Origin of the sequence: Streptomyces venezuelae, assembly GCF_008642315.1 — a bacterium.
In the GTDB taxonomy this organism is placed as follows: Bacteria; Actinomycetota; Actinomycetes; order Streptomycetales; family Streptomycetaceae; genus Streptomyces; species Streptomyces venezuelae_D.
The window spans coordinates 1,197,721-1,214,960 of the sequence record NZ_CP029192.1; the positions used below are offsets into that span (position 1 = coordinate 1,197,721).

A 17,240-nucleotide genomic window follows, 5' to 3' on the forward strand; every position below is an offset into this window, starting at 1 on the left:
CGGAGGCCCGGGATACGGGCCTCCGGGGCTCACTGCGTCACCCGCGGTTTCCGGAGACCGTCTCGCGGGCCGCGCGGATGGACTCCTTGAGGGAGCCCATGGTGGCGAGGACGGCGGTCGGTTCGTAGCCGCAGTGCGCCATGCAGTTGGCGCAGCGCGGGTCCTTGCCGCGGCCGTACTTGCTCCAGTCGGTCTCCTCGATGAGCTGGCGGTACGTGGGGACGTACCCGTCGCTCATCAGGTAGCAGGGACGCTGCCAGCCGAAGAGCGAGTAGTTCGGGATCGCCCACGCGGTGCACGGGAAGTCCGCCTTGCCCTCCAGGAAGTCCAGGAAGAGCGGTGAGTGGTTGAGCCGCCAGCGCAGCCGGTTGCCGCCCGCGAAGGCCTTCTTGAAGAGCTCGCGGGTCTGCTCGACGCCGAGGAAGTGCTCCTGGTCGGGCGCCTTCTCGTAGGCGTAGGCGGGCGACAGCATCATCTCGTCGACCTTCAGGTCGTCGTTGAGGAAGTTCAGGACCTCGATGATGGTCTGCGGGGTGTCGGTGTTGAAGAACGTCGAATTGGTGGTGACCCGGAAGCCGCGCTTCTTGGCCTCCTTGATGGCGGCGACGGCCTCGTCGAAGACGCCTTCCTTCGCGACGGACTCGTCGTGCCGCTCCCGCATTCCGTCGATGTGCACGGCGAACGCGAAGTACGGCGAGGGCTTGAACTTCTCGATCTTCTTGCGCAGCAGCATGGCGTTGGTGCAGAGGAAGACGTACTTCTTCTTCGCCACCAACTGCCGCACGATCTCGTCGATCTGAGGGTGCATCAGCGGCTCGCCACCGGCGATGGACACCATCGGGGCGCCGGACTCCAGGACGGCTCCCACGGCTTGGGCCACCGGCATGCGCTGCTTGAGCACGCCGGCCGGATGCTGGATCTTCCCGCAGCCCTCGCACTTCAGGTTGCAGGCGAAGAGCGGCTCCAATTCGACGATCAGCGGAAACTTGTCGCGCTTGCGCAGCTTCTGTTCAAAGAGATACGTAGCGACCTTGATGGACTGACGAAGCGGCATGGCCATCTGGCTCACCTCCGAGGGAGCAGCGAAGAACGGTGCCATTCAAAGAAAGCGGGGAGCACGGCACGAAGAACACGGAAAGCTGATATTCCACCGCGCACCGTGCCGATGCGGACGAGTTCGTGCTGTGGGGCGTCCACGACCACCCGGACGGCCGCAACGGGCCGCTGACCGGTGCGTACGGCGCTGTGGAGCGTCGCGGCGGACTCCATGTCCACGGCGATCGCGCCCGTGGCCAGGAGGGCGCCGCGCTCGGGGCCGCGGACGACGTGGTCGGAGCCGGTGAGCGGTCCGGTGTGCACGGTGCGGCCGGGCACGGCCCGCACCAGCTCCTCGACCAGCAGCCCGGTTCCCGTGCAGGGCGTGCTGCCGCGCGTGTCCCTGGTCTCCTCGGCGACGACGAGGTCACCGGGGTGCATGCCGGGGGCGAGTCCGGCGCAGAAGCCGGTGGCCAGTACGGCCGCGTCGCGCAGGGTGTGCTTCCCGAGCGCACCGGTGACGGCGCGCTCGGCGTTCTTGGGGCCCATGCCGGTGCGCAGCACGGTCATGTCTCCCGGCGCGCCCTTGCGGTCGCCGGTGCGCAGGGCGAGGTGCTCGATGCCGAGCGCGCAGGCGATCAGCAGGGGGGCGGGGCCCGGCCGCTGGGCCGGGTTCCGGTCCATCAGCTGCCCTTGGCGGGGCGGGCGTCGGAGCCGCCGGCGAAGGGCTCCCCGTTGATGTACCTGCCGAGGGCGGTGAGCGGGAACACCTGCCGGTAGAGGTGGTAGTTGATGGAGAAGTCCCAGGGGAAGCCGGTGCCGGTGAAGTACGGCTCGTCCCACGAACCGTCCGCGCGCTGCGCCTCGACGAGCCAGGCGATGCCCCGCTCCGTCGACTTCGCCTCGCGCTCGCCCGCCGACAGCAGGGCCAGCAGCGCCCACGCGGTCTGCGACGCCGACGACGTGCCGTGTCCCACCCAGCCCCGGTCGCGGTAGGAGCGCAGGTCCTCGCCCCAGCCGCCGTCGTCGTTCTGCACCGACTCGACCCACCGCACAGCGCGCCGGATCGCCGGGTGCGATGCGGGCAGCCCGGCGGTGACCAGGGCGGGCACCACCGACCCCGTGCCATAGATGTAGTTGACGCCCCAGCGCCCGAACCAGGCGCCGTTCTCCTCCTGTTCGGCGAGGAGCCAGTCGATGCCGCGCCGGGTGCGCGGGTCGCGGGACTTGCCCTCGACGGCGAGCATCTCCACGACGTGGCCCGTGACGTCGGCGGACGGCGGGTCGATGACCTCGCCGAAGTCGCAGAACGGCAGCCGGTTGGGGAAGGGGCTCGTGTTGTCGACGTCGAAGGCGCCCCAGGCGCCGTTCTTCGACTGCATGCCGAGGTTCCAGCGCACCCCGCGGTCGATGGCGTTCTCCAGGCGCGCCTTGTCGGGGTGCGCGACCCGGCGCAGCGCGAGGGCGACCTCGGCGGTGTCGTCGATGTCGGGGTAGTTGTCGTTGTGGAACTCGAACGCCCAGCCGCCGGGCGTGAGGCCGGGCCTGCGCACCGACCAGTCGCCGGGGCGCACGATCTGCTCGCCGAGCATCCAGTCGGCGGCCTTGACCAACTGCGGGTGGTCGGCGGGCACTCCGGCGTCCGCGAGCGCGATCGTCGCCAGACAGGTGTCCCACACGGGCGACTGGCAGGCCTCGATCATCCGGGAGCCGTCCTCGCGCCACACGGCGAACCGGTCGAGGGAGGCGAGCCCGGCCTTCAGGACGGGGTGGTCCAGGTCGTAGCCGAGCAGGTGCAGCGCGATGACGGAGTAGACGGCGGGCGGCTGGATCCCACCCCAGCAGCCGTCGTTCTCCTGCCGCTCGATGATCCAGCGGGCGGCGCTGTTCATCGCGGCCCTGCGCAGCGGGCGCGGCGCGACCTTGTGGTAGACGTGCAGCGCCTTGTCGAGCCGTTGGAAGACACCGTCCCAACTCGCCACGGGGGCGAGGGGCTTGGTGGGGTTCGGCACGCGCGCGTCGGTGTGCAGCTCGTCCAGGGCGAACGGCGCGGGGCGCACGGGCCGCTTGGCCGACACGATGGTGAGCGGCACTATCGTCTGCCGCGCCCAGCAGCCGAAGTCGTAGATGTTGAGCGGCACCCACTTGGGGAAGTAGATGAGCTCCGGCGGGAGTTCGGGCAGGTCGTCCCACTTCCACCAGCCGAAGAGGGCGAGCCAGATCCGGGTGAAGACGCGGGCCTCGGCGATGCCGCCCCGGTCGCGGATCCACGCGGAGGCCTTCGCCATGTGGGCCTCGTCGGGCCGGTCGCCGGCCAGGCGCAGCGCGACGTACGCCTCGATGGTGGTGGAGAGTTCGCCGGGGCCGCCGAAGAACGTGGCCCAGGTGCCGTCGTCGCGCTGCTCGCCGCGGATGAAGAGCGCGGCGGCGCGCGTGGTGTCCTCGTCCCGGATCCCGAGGAACTGCCGCAGGAGGAGGTCCTCGGCGTCCATGGTCACATTGGTCTCGAGGTCGCCCTTCCACCAGCCTTCGGCGTCCTGCCGGGCGAGCAGGAAGTCCGTGGAGCGCCGCATGGCGCGCGCGGCGGCCTCGTGGGGGCCTGCCGCGGTCGTATGGATCAGGTCGACGGGTTCGGTGGACTGGCTGGCCGAGGCTGCGCGGGGCGTGGCCGCTCCGGTGCTTCCGTCGGTCGTCGCTGTCATGGCTTCCCCTTCGTGCAGTGCGGTGGCTACGTCTGCTGTGGGTCCGCCGTCGGCCGACGCGTCACGCCGGCCGGCGACTGCCTGTGGGTCCGGGGGTCTCCCCCCGGATCACCCGGATATCCGCGCGATAATGATCATCTCTCTCGTACGACGACGAAGTCGGCGAGCGCGACGAGCTGCGCCCGGACACGGTCCGGCATCTGGACGTGGTCCAGCGCCTCGATGGCGACGGCGTGCTGGCGCCGGGCCTCCTTGGCGGTCCACTCGCGGCCGCCCGCCTCCTCGATGAGGGCGGCGCGCGCGGCGAACTCGTCCTCGGAGAAGTTCTCGAAGTCGCTGCTCTTGGAGTCGGCGGTGAGCAGCTCGCCGAGCCGCTCGGACGCGGGGCCGCCCGCGGCCAGGGCGGCCACCACGGGCAGCGACTTCTTGCGCTGGCGCAGATCGCTCCACGTCTGCTTGCCGGTGGCCTCCGGGTCGCCCCAGATGCCGAGCAGATCGTCCACGGCCTGGAAGGCGAGGCCGAGGTGGTACCCGTACTTCTCCAGGGTGTCCGCGGTGTGGTCGTCCGCGCCGCCGAGGACGGCACCGATGGAGACCGCGCAGGCGAGCAGGGCGCCGGTCTTCTTGCCCTCCATCTCCAGGCACTCCTCGACGGTGACCCGGTCGCGGTGCTCGTAGCTGATGTCCTGGGCCTGGCCGTCGATCAGCGCGCGGGTGGCGGTGATGAGGCGGCGGGTGGCGCGGCCCGCCTCGACGGTGCCGAGTTCGAGGAGGATCTCGTTGCCGAGTGCGAAGAGGGCGTCGCCGACGAGGATGGCCTGCGCGGGGCCGTGCACCTTCCACACGGTGTCGCGGTGGCGGCGCTGCTCGTCGCCGTCCATCAGATCGTCGTGCAGCAGTGAGAAGTTGTGCACGAGTTCGACGGCGACCGCGCCGGGGACGCCGACCTCGGGGGGCGCGCCTGCGGCCTCGGCGGAGAGCAGGGCGAGCGCGGGACGCACCGCCTTGCCGCCGTCGCCGTCGGAGGGGTTGCCCTCCGCGTCGATCCAGCCGAAGTGGTAGGCGGCCACGGTGTCCATGGGCGGCGCGAGACGGTCCACCGCGGCCCGCAGCACCGGGGTGGCCAGCGTCCTTCCTTGCTCGAGCAGTGAGGTCACGTCCACCGTGTCGGCAGCCGTTTTCTCGGCCGAGGGCACAGTCGGCACAGTTTCTCCTCTTGTTCCGGTGCTGTTTCGCTGGGGACCTGACCCCAGAAGGTCGAGCTTCACGCCGCCGCCTCCTCGAATGCGAAGAGGTGATCACGGGGGCGGTCGAGGGTGGAGAGGGCGGCTTCGGCCGCGCTGATGCCGCTGCGCACGGCGCTCTCCATGGTCGCGGGCCACCCGGTGGCGGTCCACGCGCCCGCGAGGTAGAGGCCGCGGGCCTTGGTGCGGGCGCCGGGGCGGAGCCTGCCGACACCGGGGGTGGGCGCGAAGGTCGCGGTGCGCTCGCGGGTGACGAAGAAGTCCCGCACCCCGGCGCCGTGCGCCGCGGGCAGCAGCCGCTCCAGCTCGGGCAGATAGCGCTCTCGCAGGGCGGCGACGGGTGCGTCGATCTCGTCCTGCGCGACCGACTGCGAGAGCGCCAGGTACTGCCCGTCGGTCAGTCCGGAGGCCTCGGTCCGGTCGAAGACCCACTGCACGGGCGTGCCGAGGGCGGCGAAGAACGGCCGCTTCAGCACCTTCCTGTCGTACACGACGTGGATGTTCAGGATCGGCGCGGTGTCGATGTCGAGCAGCCGGTCGGGCTGGTCGAGGGCGCCATCGGGGAGGAGGTCGTGCGTCTCGTGCTGCGGCACGGCGAGCACGACGGTCTGTGCCTCGATGGTCTCGCCGGGAACCTCCACGCACCAACCGCCGTTGTCCGTACGGGAGATGGAGGTGACGCGTGCCTTTAGTTCCGTACGCACTCCCGCGGCGTCGAGCGCCTTGCGGGCCAGTGTGTCGTGCAGATCACCGAGGGGCACCCGGGCCCAGCCGATGTCGGCGGCGCCCGGTTCGGAGAGCAGCCCGGTCTTGAACACCATCGCGGCGAGCCCCAGGGAGGCGTCGCCCGCGCGGGCGTTGAGCGTCGCGACGCCCACGAGGTCCCAGAGCGCCTCGATGGCGCGCGCGGACTGACCGTTCCTGGCCAGCCAGCTGCCGAAGTCCTGGCCGTCGAGGACGGGGTCGGCCGGGTCGAGTCCCTTGAGGGCGAGCGCCGCGCGGCCCACCTTGGCGCGCTCGGCGACCGACAGATGAGGGTAGGTGGCGAGGCTCGCCGCGAGGTGCAGCGGCACGGGGAGCGCGGTGCGCCTGAGGCGTCCGAGCCGGTTGCGGTCCGCGTCGAGGACGGGCACGTCGAGACGTTCCTGCACGGGTGCGAGGTGGGTGCCTTCGATGCGGTCGAGGAACCAGCGGTAGGCGGTGCAGCAGCGCAGGTACACGTGCTGACCGTTGTCGACGGTCAGGGCCCCGCGCTGGAAGGAGAACGCGAGCCCGCCGAGCCGGGGCCGTCCTTCGAGGAGCGTCACGCGCAGGCCCGCGTCGGCGAGCGCGAGCGCCGTGGTGATGCCCGCGAGGCCGCCGCCGACCACCACGGCGGCCGCCCCTGCGGAGCGGCCTTCGGCGTCCTCGGTCAGCCCCTCGGGCTGCATGTCTTTCCTCGTCATGCACCCACCCCTTCGGCCGTTGCAGTCTGGGACGCGACCTTGGAGCGGAGGGTTGCCCGCCGCTTTGCGAACGTTGTCCCAACTGCCCCACGATCGATCCGGATGCGCATCACACACGCCTCCGGACGGTCTGTCGTGACACGTTCCGCGCGTCGAGACCGGACAGTCCGCGCACGGCGACGTACGCCTTCTCGCGCCCGGGGAGCGAGACACGGCCGCGCAGCACCGCTTCCGGCTCCCGCTCGATGCGGTCGAGGAGGCGGCGGTAGATGCCGGCCATGGCGGCCACGCAGGCGCCGCTGCGCCGGTCCAGCATGGGCAGCAGGCGGTAGCCCTCGGCGAACAGGGCCCTCGCGCGGCGCACCTCGAAGTGGACGAGGCCCGCGAAGTCGGCTCCGGCGGGCGGCTCGGAGCCCGAGAACCCGGCGGAGCAGCCGAACTTGGCGAGATCGTCGGCGGGCAGATAGGTCCGTCCGTCCAGGGCGTCCTCGCGAACGTCCCGGAGAATGTTGGTCAGTTGGAGCGCGAGACCGAGCGTGTCGGCGTACTCGGGCGCGCGCTCGGCGTGGAGCGCCCCCCGTTCGGTGCCGAACACCCCGAGCGAGAGCCGCCCGATGGCCCCGGCGACGCAGCGGCAGTAGACCTTGAGGTCCTCCCACGTCTCGTACGTCTCACCGCGTACGTCCATGAGGACACCGTCGATGAGTTCGTCGAGGCCTTCCATGGGGATCGGGAAGTGCGCGGCGGCGTGGCCGAGGGCGACCGCCACGGGGTCGGTGTCGTCCTCCCGCACCTCGCCCGCGCGGATCCGCGCGACCGTCGCACGGGTGTCGTCGAGCCGCTGCGCCTTGACGTCCGGGGCGAGCTCGCCGTCGCCGATGTCGTCGACGCGCCGGGAGAGTGCGTAGAGCGCGGACATCGCCCGGCGCTTGGGCGTCGGCAGCAGTCTGATGCCGTACGCGAAGTTGCGCGCCTGTCGGCCGGTGACGGCCTCGCAGTAGCTGTACGCGGCGAGCACCGACGCGGATACGTGCTGATCCGACTCCACGGCCCGGCTCACCCCTCTCCTCGCAGAACTGCACCCGTCTCGCGCAGCAGGCGCGGCTTGGTCGGCTTGGGCGGGCCGGGCAGGACGTCGTACCCGGCGCTGACGATCGCCCGGGCGGCCGCCCTCCCTCCTGCCACGAACCCGGCCAGCAGCAGCTTCAGCCTGCCGTGGACGCTACCCACCAGGGGGGTGCCTTCATTCAGCAGGCCCCCGGCGCGTTCCACTTCGAATGCGACCAGCGCGCGCACCGACGCGCCCGCTGTCGGCAGGGCCAGATCTGACTCACTCACATGGAACCGCTTCATGTCCTCGACAGGCAGATAGATGCGGCCGCGCCGCAGGTCTTCGGCGACGTCCTGGATGTGCTCGACGATCTGCAGGCCGGTGCAGACGGCGTCCGAGCGGCGGACGCGCTCCGGGGTCTCCGTCCCCGTGATGGCCAGGACGAGACGGCCGATGGGATTGGCGGAGAGCGCACAGTACGCGACGAGGTCGTCGTACGTCTCGTAGCGCGTGATGATCTGGTCCTGGCGGTTGGCCTCGATCAGGTCCAGGAAGGGGGCGGCCGTCAGGGTGCCGCGCTCGGCGGCCGGGCGCAGCGCCCGCACCAGCGGGTGGCCGGGCTCGGCACCGGCGAAGACCTTGTCCAGGTCGGCGGCGACGGCGTCGAGGAGCGGCCGCGGGTCGTCCGTGTCGGCGTCGAGGCCGAGCGTGCGGGCGTGGCGGGCGCCGGGGGCCAGGTCGCCGTCGCCGATGTCGTCGATGAGACGGACGACGCCGTAGACGGCCATGAGGTCGTCGCGCCAGGCACGGGGAAGGAAGAAGGGCGCGACGGGGAAGTTCTCGTCCGCGGCCTTGGCGAGGACGGCGGAAGCATCGCGGAGCTGGAGATCATCCGTAGCCATTGCCGTCACATCTCCCGTTCTACACTGCCGACCCAATACATCCTATTTCGGACACGCCGCTCGGCTCTCTCCGAGGTGGGCCGTCCTCCGAAGCGGGACACCGCGCGATATCGCCCCACTTGCCGCGAATCAGCACCTGTACAGCTTACGTTGTACAACCCAACACGCATCGTCGGGGTGTTCGGCGCATCACAACAACACACCGATTGGCGTCAATCTTCCTTCGCCTGCGGTGAGTTGAGGGGACCGAGGGGCCCCTGGGACACCATGTCACGACAGTGCCCCGCCGGGCTCGTCCCGGCGGGGCACCACTATCGAACGGGTGTTCCCCGTGGCTCGATCGGGCTACTTGCCCGTGAACTTCTCGTACTCCTTTATGACCTCGTCGGTCGGCCCGTCCATGCGCAGCTCGCCGCGTTCCAGCCACAGCACGCGGTCGCACGTGTCGCGGATCGACTTGTTGTTGTGGCTGACCAGGAAGACCGTGCCGGCCGACTTGCGCAGCTCCCGGATGCGGGCTTCCGACCGCTTCTGGAACTTGCGGTCGCCGGTGGCCAGGGCCTCGTCGATCATCAGGACGTCGTGGTCCTTGGCCGCCGCGATGGAGAAGCGGAGGCGGGCCGCCATGCCGGAGGAGTAGGTGCGCATCGGAAGGGTGATGAAGTCGCCCTTCTCGTTGATCCCCGAGAAGTCGACGATCTCCTGGTAGCGCTCCCGGATCTGCTCGCGGGACATGCCCATCGCGAGCCCGCCGAGAATGACGTTGCGCTCACCCGTCAGGTCGTTCATCAGGGCCGCGTTGACGCCGAGCAGCGAGGGCTGGCCGTCGGTGTAGACCTTGCCCTTCTCGGCGGGGAGCAGGCCGGCGATGGCACGGAGCAGGGTGGACTTGCCGGAACCGTTGGAGCCGATGAGGCCGATGGCCTCGCCGCGGTAGGAGGTGAAGCTGACGCCGCGCACGGCGTGCACCTTGCGTACGCCGCGCTCCTCGCCGCGCTTGAGCATGCGGCTGAGCGCGGAGGTGGCGCTGCCCTTGCCGGTCTTCGCACCGTTGACGCGGTAGACGATGTGCAGCTCGTCGGCGATGACGGTGGGGATGTTCGACTTGTCGGGGTTCTTGTCTTCGTCAGCCACGGCCGTAACGCTCCTCAGCCTTCCAGAAGTACACGAATCCGACCGCACCGATCACCACGGCCCAGCCGACCGCGAAGGCCCACACGTGCGGCGGCAGGTACGAGGAGTCGTACTTGTCGATCATGGCGAAGCGGATCAGGTCCATGTAGATGGAGGCCGGATTCCACTGGAGCACGTCCCCGACCCAGGCGGGCACGTCCTTCTTGGTCGCGAGCATCGCGGGGATGCTGAACATGACGCCCGAGGCGTACATCCAGGTCCGCATCACGAACGGCATGAGCTGTGCCAGGTCGGGCGTCTTGCTGCCCATCCGGGCGAAGATCAGCGCCAGTCCCATGTTGAAGACGAACTGCAGCACCAGCGCGGGCAGGACGAGCAGCCAGGACAGGGCGGGGAAGATCCCGAAAGCGCACATGATCACGACGAGCACGATCATCGAGAAGAGCAGCTGCTGGAGCTGCTGGAGCGCGAAGGAGATCGGCAGCGAGGCCCGCGGGAAGTGCAGGGCTCTCACCAGACCGAGGTTCCCGGAGATCGCCCGCACGCCCGCCATGACCGAGCTCTGCGTGAACGTGAAGACGAAGACACCCGTCACCAGGAACGGCACGTAGATCTCGTGCGGGATGCCCTCACGGGCGCCGAGCAGCAGCCCGAAGATGAAGAAGTAGACCGCCGCGTTCAGCAGCGGCGTCGCCACCTGCCACAGCTGGCCGAGCTTGGCCTGGCTGTACTGGGCGGTCAGCTTCGCCTGGGAGAAGGCGAGGATGAAGTGGCGCCGTCCCCAGAGCTGGCGGACGTACTCGAAAAGTCCGGGGCGGGCGCCGCTGACGGTCAGACCGTACTTGGCGGCGAGTTCGGCCCGGGAGAGCCCGTCATCGGGCGACGGAGTCGACGGCGATGTCACCGCGACCCCGCCGTCATGCGTTGTCTCACTCACGAGTGGAAACTTTCGTCTTCGAAAAGCGCAGCCGGTCGGGCGTAGGCGTGGGCCAGGGACCGGGGTATGGCCCGAATGCTCTCAGACCCGAGCTTGTCAGATGACGGGAGGTCGGCCCAGTCGGGTCAGCCGCCACACCGTACGCCACTTCATGGGCCTGCGAGGCCCGCAGGGCGTGGTCCAGCCCTCCTTGAAGCCGCCGAACCAGGCCTTGAGGGCCGGGCCCGAGGGGCGTCGGGCGAGGGTGAGGAGCATCCAGACACCGAGGTAGACCGGGACCAGCGGCGCGGGGAGGTTGCGACGGGCCAGCCAGACGCGGTTGCGGGCCACCATCCGGTGGTAGACCGCGTGCCGCGAGGGGGCCGTCGTGGGGTGGAAGAGGACCATGTCGGAGCGGTAGTCGATCATCCAGCCCGCGTCGAGCGCGCGCCAGGCGAGGTCGGTCTCCTCATGGGCGTAGAAGAACTCGCCGGGCAGGCCGCCGACCTCCGCAAGGACCTTCGTGCGGACGGCGTTGGCGCCGCCGAGGAAGGTCGTCACGCGCGAGGAGCGCATCGGGTCGGAGGCCCGCAGCCGCGGCACGTGGCGACGCTGGGTCTCCCCCGTGTCCGGGTCCGCGATGCGGAAGCTGATGATGCCGAGCTCCGGGTCGGCGGCGAACGCCTCGCGGCACAGCCGCGCCGTGTCCAGGGTGGCGAGCAGGCCGTCGTCGTCCAGGAAGAGCAGGATGTCGACGTCGGTGCCGCCCGGCCCGAACGCCTCGATGCCGACGTTGCGGCCGCCGGGGATGCCGAGGTTCTCGGGCAGCTCGACGGTGCGTACGCCTGCGGGGACCTCGGGCACCGGGGCACCGTTGCCGACCACGACCACCTCGACCGGGTCGCCCTCCTGCTTGGCGACCGAGTCGAGGAGGGCACGCAGCTCCTGCGGCCGGTTGCCCATCGTGATGATGACGGCGCCGACCTTCAGCTTCTCCGGCGCGGGGCTCAGGGTGCTCACTTCAACCTGCTCGATACGAGGATGGACACGAGGTGGAGCAGGGTCTGCAGCATCGCGATGCCCGCGAGCACCGCCACACCGAGGCGCGAGAAGAACAGGTCGCCGCGCGCCTGGTCGACGAACGCGATGACGAGGATCAGCAGGGAGGCCTCGACCCCGAGGATGAGCCGGTGGAACTTCAGCGCGGCGGCGGCCCTGCGGGCCAGCGCCATGCCGGAGGAGCGCGGCTCGGCCGCCGACTCCTTGACCGGCTCCTTGCCCGTCTGGTGACGGGCGACGCCGACGAGGTCGGTCTCGGCCTTGATCAGGATCGCACCGAGCGCGGCCAGGGTGCCCAGGAAGGCCCACAGCCAGTCGATGCGTCCCGAGCCCCATATGTCGGCGGCGCGCAGACCGAAGCCGACCAGGACCGCGGCGTCGCACAGGTAGGCGGCGACCCGGTCCAGGTAGACCCCGGCCATCGAGTACTGCTTCTTCCAGCGGGCGATCTCGCCGTCCACGCAGTCGAGCAGCAGGTAGAGCTGGACCGCGACCACGCCGAGGACGGCGCCCGTGATGCCGGGCACCAGCAGGGCCGGGGCGGCGAGGGCGCCGGCGACGGTCATCACGTAGGTCAGCTGGTTGGGCGTGACCCGCGTGTTCACCAGGTGCCGGTCGATGCGGAGGGAGACCTCGCGCATGTAGAGCCGGCCGGCCCAGTGTTCGCCGCTGCGCCGGTCCTTCACCCCCGGGGGGTGAACAACCGGGCGGAGCTCAGCTACCGATGGCTTTTGCATAGTCGGCGTATGCGTCCCTGATCTGGTCGGTGGACAGGTCGAGGTGTTCGAGGATCGTGTAGCGGCCCGGGCGGGTCTGCGGAGCGAACTCCACGACCTTCACGAACTCGTCCACGGTGAATCCGATCTCCTCCGGCAGCACGGGCAGGCCGTGGCGGCGCAGCACCTGGGCCATGAACGCCGACTCCTCGTGGGCACCCCGCAGGTGCATCGCGAAGGCCGCGCCCAGGCCGCACTGCTCGCCGTGGCTGGCGGCGCGCTTGGGGAAGAGCAGGTCGAAGGCGTGGTTGATCTCGTGGCAGGCGCCGGACGCCGGGCGGGAGTCGCCCGAGATCGACATGGCGATGCCGGTGAGGACCAGGCCCTCGGCCAAGACCTGGAGGAAGCCGTCGTCGCCGACGCCGCCGGGGTGGCGGAGCACGGCCTCGCCGGCCTGGCGGGCCATGGCGGCCGCGAGGCCGTCGATGTCCTCGCCGCGCTCGCGGGCGGCGAGCTCCCAGTCACGGATGGCGGAGATGTTGGACAGCGCGTCACCGATGCCGGAGCGGACGAAACGGACGGGCGCCTCACGGATCACATCGAGGTCGATGACGACCGCGATGGGGTTCGGCACACCGTACGAGCCGCGGCCCGCGTCGTTGTCGAGCGTCGCGACCGGCGAGCAGAGACCGTCGTGCGACAGGTTCGTCGCGACGGCGACCAGCGGCAGACCCACACGCGCCGCGGCGAACTTGGCACAGTCGATGATCTTGCCGCCGCCGAGGCCGACGACCGCGTCGTACCGGCCCGACTTGCGGATGTCCTCGCCGAGCTTGATGGCGTCGTCGAGCGTGCCGCCACCGACCTCGAACCACTCCGCGCCGCCCAGCGAGGGCATCAGCCGCTCACGGAGCACCGCGCCCGAGCCGCCGCTGATGGCGATGGCGAGCTTGCCGGTCGACGAGCAGATCCGCTGGTCGGCGAGGACACCGGCCAGGTCGTCGAGCGCCCCCGGCCGGATGTCGACGACGACCGGCGAGGGGATGAGCCTCGTCAGTACTGGCACGCGATCTCCCGGCCCTTGGCGAGGTCGTCGTGGTTGTCGATCTCGACCCACTTGACGTCGCCGATCGGGGCCACGTCGACCTTGAAGCCGCGGTTGACGAGCTCCTGGTAGCCGTCCTCGTAGTAGAGGTCGGGGTCGCGCTCGAAGGTGGTCTTCAGGGCGTCGGCGAGCTCGTCGGCGGCGGAGCCCTCGATGAGGGTGACGCCGATGTACTCACCGGTGGCCTCGGAGGGGTCCATCAGCTTGGTGATGCGCTGCACGCCCTTGGCGTCGTCGACGATGACCTTCATCTCCTCGTCGGCGAGCTGCTTCACCGTGTCGAGGGCGAGGATGATCTTCTGGCCGTTGCCGCGGGCGGCGAGCAGCGTCTTCTCGACGGAGACCGGGTGCACGGTGTCGCCGTTGGCGAGGATCACGTCGTGCTTGATGGCGTCACGCCCGCACCACAGGGAGTAGGCGTTGTTCCACTCCTCGGCCTTGTCGTTGTCGATGAGCGTCAGCTTGAGGCCGTACTTCGCCTCCAGAGCCGCCTTGCGGTCGTAGACGGCTTCCTTCTTGTAGCCGACGATGATCGCGACCTCGGTGAGACCGATCTCGGCGAAGTTGCCGAGCGTCAGGTCGAGGATGGTGGTCTCACCATCGACGGGCACCAGGGCCTTGGGCAGGGTGTCCGTGTAGGGACGCAGACGCCGTCCGGCGCCTGCCGCAAGGACGAGGCCGATCATGCAGGTTCTCCTTCATCGTGTACGGCGGGTGCGCCCTTTTTCTCGGCGGCGACCCAGAAGCGGATGCTCTCGACGAGCACCACGAGTGCCACGGCCACGGCGAGTGCCGTGAGCGCGACGGTGAAATCGGTGGTGGACAGCAGGGTGGCGGCCAGCGCGACCACGAGGGTCCTGCCTTCTTGGCCGCCGATCGCCCGCACCAGCCGGCGCGGGGGCGCACCGGCGCCGCCCTTGATGCGGTACACCGTGTCGTAGTGATGGTAGGCGACCGCCGACACCAGCCCGAAAGCCGCGGGCAGCGCCCCGTTCACATCGGCTTTCGCCGCCAGTACCAGGACCGTGCCGTACTCGGCGGCGCGGAAGAACGGCGGGACCAGCCAGTCCAGGGGGGCCTTGAGCGGCCGCGCGAGCGCGAGACCGGACAGGACCACGTACACGACCGCGGCGACGACGACCCACGGGCTGCCGTAGGAGGTGAACGCGGCGACCGCCACGATCGCGGCGCCGCCGACGAAGGCGAGCACGGGTGCGGGCAGGAAGCGCCCGCGGCGGCCGAGGGCGGCGAAGGCCGAGCCGAGCGTGCCGTTGTCGGCGAGGTCGGCGAGGGCGTGGGCGGCGCGGTCGGTGCGGGTCGCCTTGCGGGTCAGCGAGCGCAGGACGCGTCCGGCGGTGGTGTAGCAGGCGGCGAGCGCGCAGCCGATGATCAGGACGACGAGGGTGATGCGCGGGGTGGTGACCGCGGTGAGCACGGCGATCATCGCCCAGCGCTCGCCGATGGGCAGCACTATCATCCGGCGCAGCCAGACCGTCCAGCCGACGCTGTCGAGCTTGTCCGAAAGGGCGGCGGTGGGGCTGGTGTTGGCGGTCGCGTCGTGGTTCGCCTCGTTGAAGGAGAAGTCCACGACGTGACGGCACGTTTGGAGGACCATCGCGCCGAGGGCAAGGGCCCAGACGTCGTCGCCGTTCGCGTTGGCCGCGCCGAGCGCGAGACCCGCGTAGTACGCGTACTCCTTGGCGCGGTCGAACGTCGCGTCCAGCCAGGCGCCGAGCGTCGAGTACTGCAGGGAGTAGCGGGCGAGCTGGCCGTCCGTGCAGTCGAGGACGAAGGAGAGGAGCAGCAGCACGCCGGCCGCGACGAAGCCGCCGCGCGTCCCGGTCGCCGCGCAGCCCGCCGCGATCAGGGCGGTGAGCAGCGAGGCGGTGGTGACCTGGTTCGGGGTGAGGCCGCGGCGTGCGCACCAGCGGGCGATGTAGCGCGAGTACGGGGAGATGCAGTACGTCGTGAAGAAGCCGTCCCGCGACTTCACCGCGGTGCGCAGGCGTACGGCTTCGTCGTCGACGGCGGCGACGGCCTGACGTGCCTCGTTCCGCGCCTGCGGGTCGTCGGGCACGGTGGCGACGAGGGTGCCGAGGTCGGGACGGTGCACGTCCGTCGTGCCGGACTCCAGGGCCGTGGCGATGTCGTCGGGGAGGGCGTCGTGGGTGACGACACCGCCCGTGGTGGTGGCCGTCGCCCGCAGCGCGCGCGTCAGCTCCGTGCGGGCCTCCGGCTTGGCCGCGACGGCGCCGGGCACCGCGGAGGCGGGGAAGCGGGGGTCGGTCAGGCCGAGGCGCAGCGCGTGGACGTGTCCGACGAAGCGTGCGTCGACGACCGCGACCCGCTGGTCGCCCGGCACGGCCGCGAGCAGCGACTCGGCGTCCGCCGCGTCGGAGGCGACCCGCACGTCGAAGCCGAGGGACCGCAGATCGCCTTCGAGCGGCGACCCGGGGACCGGCTGTCCGGTGAGGATGGCGGTCGACAGACGAACTCACTCCTTGAGTACCGGCGCGGCTCGCGCCGGGCACATGCGTAAGGGGAGCGCCCCCGGGCCCATGGCGGCCGGGCGGCACGTCGGCTGAGGCTATCGGATGATGGGAAGCGGGCGTTCATCACCCGTTCACGCCCCGATAAGAGGGGCCTGCGAGGGCCTCGGCCTTCGCGATCATCATGGTGGATGGGGGGCCGCGCCCACAAACCGCGCCCCCGTCGGTGCCCGGCTTGCCCGATTGACGGTCACATGCCCGTGCGGGGCTGCGGCCGGGAGGTCGCTTAGGGTGGGCGCCCATGACATGGCTGATCACAGGCGGAGCGGGTTACATCGGGGCACATGTGGCGCGGGTCATGGCCGGTGCCGGGGAGGACGTCGTCGTCCTGGACGACATCTCCTCGGGAGTCCCGCGGCGGCTGCCCGCGGACATGGCCCTCGTGAAGGGTTCCTCGCTGGACGGGGACCTGCTGCGCCGGGTCTTCGCCGAGTACGGCGTCACGGGTGTGGTGCATCTCGCGGCCCGCAAGCAGGTCGGGGAGTCGGTGGAGCAGCCGCTGCGCTACTACCGGGAGAACGTGGGCGGCCTCACGACGCTGCTCGACGCGGTGGCCGAGGCGGGCATCAAGCGCTTCGTGTTCTCCTCGTCGGCCGCGGTGTACGGCAATCCGCCGGACGCCGAGCTGGTGGGCGAGGACACGCCGTGCGTTCCGGTCAGTCCCTACGGGGAGACGAAGCTCGCCGGTGAGTGGCTGGTGCGGGCGGCGGGGCGGGCGCACGGCATCGGGACGGTGTGCCTGCGCTACTTCAACGTGGCGGGCGCGGCGGCGCCGGAGCTCGCGGACACCGGCGTCTTCAACGTGATCCCGATGGTCTTCGACCGGCTGCGGCGCGACGAGTCGCCGCGGATCTTCGGCGACACGCACCCGACGCCGGACGGCACGTGTGTCCGTGACTACGTCCACGTCTCCGACCTCGCCGAGGCCCACCTGGCGGCCGCCCGCAGGCTCGCGGAGGGCGCCGAGGGCGATCTGACGGTGAACATCGGCCGGGGGCAAGGTGTCTCCGTACGCGAACTGATCACGGTCATCGGCGAGGTGAGCGGGGATGCCCGTCCCGCGCTCGTCGAGCCGGCCCGCGCGGGCGACTCGCCGCGTGCCGTGGCCGATGCCCGTCTCGCGGCGGCGGAGCTCGGCTGGACGGCGCGGCGCGGGGTGCGCGAGATGGTCGAGTCGGCGTGGGCGGGATGGTGTCTGCACCACCCGGACGCGCGCCGCGGCTGATCGCTGCCGCGCCCTGACCTGCGCCCGCTCCCCCAGTCGGCAACCGTTGCCATTTTCGCAGGTCAGCGCAGTGATAACGGTGTTCAGTGCCGCGTTGCCAGATACCCCCCACCCGTAGTTCACTGTGGTCCCGCGACCAGCGGACAGCACACCGACG

At 70.7% G+C, this 17,240-nt stretch carries 15 protein-coding genes; 1 reads left to right on the top strand and 14 read right to left on the bottom strand.

What is annotated here, in order from left to right:
• Nucleotides 1-37 precede the first annotated feature (37 nt).
• The 14 genes from hpnH to DEJ48_RS04975 all read right to left on the bottom strand — a co-directional run bounded on the left by hpnH (nucleotide 38) and on the right by DEJ48_RS04975 (nucleotide 15,797).
• Entirely contained in the window at nucleotides 38-1,060 is a 1,023-nt protein-coding gene (hpnH, locus tag DEJ48_RS04910; RefSeq protein WP_150214789.1) for an adenosyl-hopene transferase HpnH, read from the bottom strand.
• A gap of 5 nt (nucleotides 1,061-1,065) precedes the next feature.
• Nucleotides 1,066-1,719 carry a 1-hydroxy-2-methyl-2-butenyl 4-diphosphate reductase gene (locus DEJ48_RS04915; protein ID WP_150214790.1) on the bottom strand — a complete coding sequence of 218 codons (654 nt, stop codon included), beginning with the start codon at nucleotides 1,717-1,719 and terminating at the stop codon, nucleotides 1,066-1,068.
• Nucleotides 1,719-3,737, bottom strand: a complete 2,019-nt coding sequence (gene shc, locus DEJ48_RS04920) for a squalene--hopene cyclase (protein WP_150214792.1) — start codon at nucleotides 3,735-3,737, stop codon at nucleotides 1,719-1,721. Before shc ends, DEJ48_RS04915 begins: the two co-directional genes overlap by 1 nt.
• A gap of 134 nt (nucleotides 3,738-3,871) precedes the next feature.
• Nucleotides 3,872-5,005, bottom strand: a complete 1,134-nt coding sequence (locus tag DEJ48_RS04925) for a polyprenyl synthetase family protein (protein WP_150214794.1) — start codon at nucleotides 5,003-5,005, stop codon at nucleotides 3,872-3,874.
• On the bottom strand, nucleotides 5,002-6,411 hold the full coding sequence (gene hpnE, locus DEJ48_RS04930) for a hydroxysqualene dehydroxylase HpnE (protein WP_223832431.1): 1,410 nt from the start codon (nucleotides 6,409-6,411) through the stop codon (nucleotides 5,002-5,004). Before hpnE ends, DEJ48_RS04925 begins: the two co-directional genes overlap by 4 nt.
• Nucleotides 6,412-6,535: 124 nt before the next feature.
• Complete coding sequence (gene hpnD / locus DEJ48_RS04935) at nucleotides 6,536-7,486, bottom strand: presqualene diphosphate synthase HpnD (protein WP_150214797.1); 951 nt, start codon at nucleotides 7,484-7,486, stop codon at nucleotides 6,536-6,538.
• Nucleotides 7,483-8,379 carry a squalene synthase HpnC gene (gene hpnC / locus DEJ48_RS04940; RefSeq protein ID WP_150214799.1) on the bottom strand — a complete coding sequence of 299 codons (897 nt, stop codon included), beginning with the start codon at nucleotides 8,377-8,379 and terminating at the stop codon, nucleotides 7,483-7,485. Before hpnC ends, hpnD begins: the two co-directional genes overlap by 4 nt.
• 345 nt (nucleotides 8,380-8,724) lie before the next feature.
• Nucleotides 8,725-9,513: an ABC transporter ATP-binding protein gene (locus tag DEJ48_RS04945; protein WP_150214801.1), complete on the bottom strand. Its 789-nt coding sequence runs from the start codon at nucleotides 9,511-9,513 to the stop codon at nucleotides 8,725-8,727.
• Nucleotides 9,506-10,450, bottom strand: coding sequence for an ABC transporter permease (locus DEJ48_RS04950; RefSeq protein WP_150214803.1), 945 nt, complete (start codon nucleotides 10,448-10,450; stop codon nucleotides 9,506-9,508). Before DEJ48_RS04950 ends, DEJ48_RS04945 begins: the two co-directional genes overlap by 8 nt.
• Before the next feature lie 96 nt (nucleotides 10,451-10,546).
• Complete coding sequence (locus DEJ48_RS04955) at nucleotides 10,547-11,419, bottom strand: glycosyltransferase family 2 protein (RefSeq protein WP_150188607.1); 873 nt, start codon at nucleotides 11,417-11,419, stop codon at nucleotides 10,547-10,549.
• Between the two features lie 26 nt (nucleotides 11,420-11,445).
• Nucleotides 11,446-12,225 carry a CDP-alcohol phosphatidyltransferase family protein gene (locus DEJ48_RS04960; RefSeq protein ID WP_150187310.1) on the bottom strand — a complete coding sequence of 260 codons (780 nt, stop codon included), beginning with the start codon at nucleotides 12,223-12,225 and terminating at the stop codon, nucleotides 11,446-11,448.
• Nucleotides 12,203-13,270 carry an iron-containing alcohol dehydrogenase family protein gene (locus tag DEJ48_RS04965; protein ID WP_150214805.1) on the bottom strand — a complete coding sequence of 356 codons (1,068 nt, stop codon included), beginning with the start codon at nucleotides 13,268-13,270 and terminating at the stop codon, nucleotides 12,203-12,205. The genes DEJ48_RS04960 and DEJ48_RS04965 overlap by 23 nt, the downstream gene beginning before the upstream one ends.
• Entirely contained in the window at nucleotides 13,258-13,995 is a 738-nt protein-coding gene (locus tag DEJ48_RS04970) for a sugar phosphate nucleotidyltransferase (protein ID WP_150214807.1), read from the bottom strand. Before DEJ48_RS04970 ends, DEJ48_RS04965 begins: the two co-directional genes overlap by 13 nt.
• Nucleotides 13,992-15,797, bottom strand: a complete 1,806-nt coding sequence (locus DEJ48_RS04975; RefSeq protein WP_150214809.1) for a DUF5941 domain-containing protein — start codon at nucleotides 15,795-15,797, stop codon at nucleotides 13,992-13,994. Before DEJ48_RS04975 ends, DEJ48_RS04970 begins: the two co-directional genes overlap by 4 nt.
• Before the next feature lie 302 nt (nucleotides 15,798-16,099).
• Here DEJ48_RS04975 and galE point away from each other — a divergent pair, with 302 nt between their 5' ends.
• On the top strand, nucleotides 16,100-17,083 hold the full coding sequence (galE, locus tag DEJ48_RS04980; RefSeq protein ID WP_150214811.1) for a UDP-glucose 4-epimerase GalE: 984 nt from the start codon (nucleotides 16,100-16,102) through the stop codon (nucleotides 17,081-17,083).
• The last annotated feature ends 157 nt before the right edge of the window (nucleotides 17,084-17,240 follow it).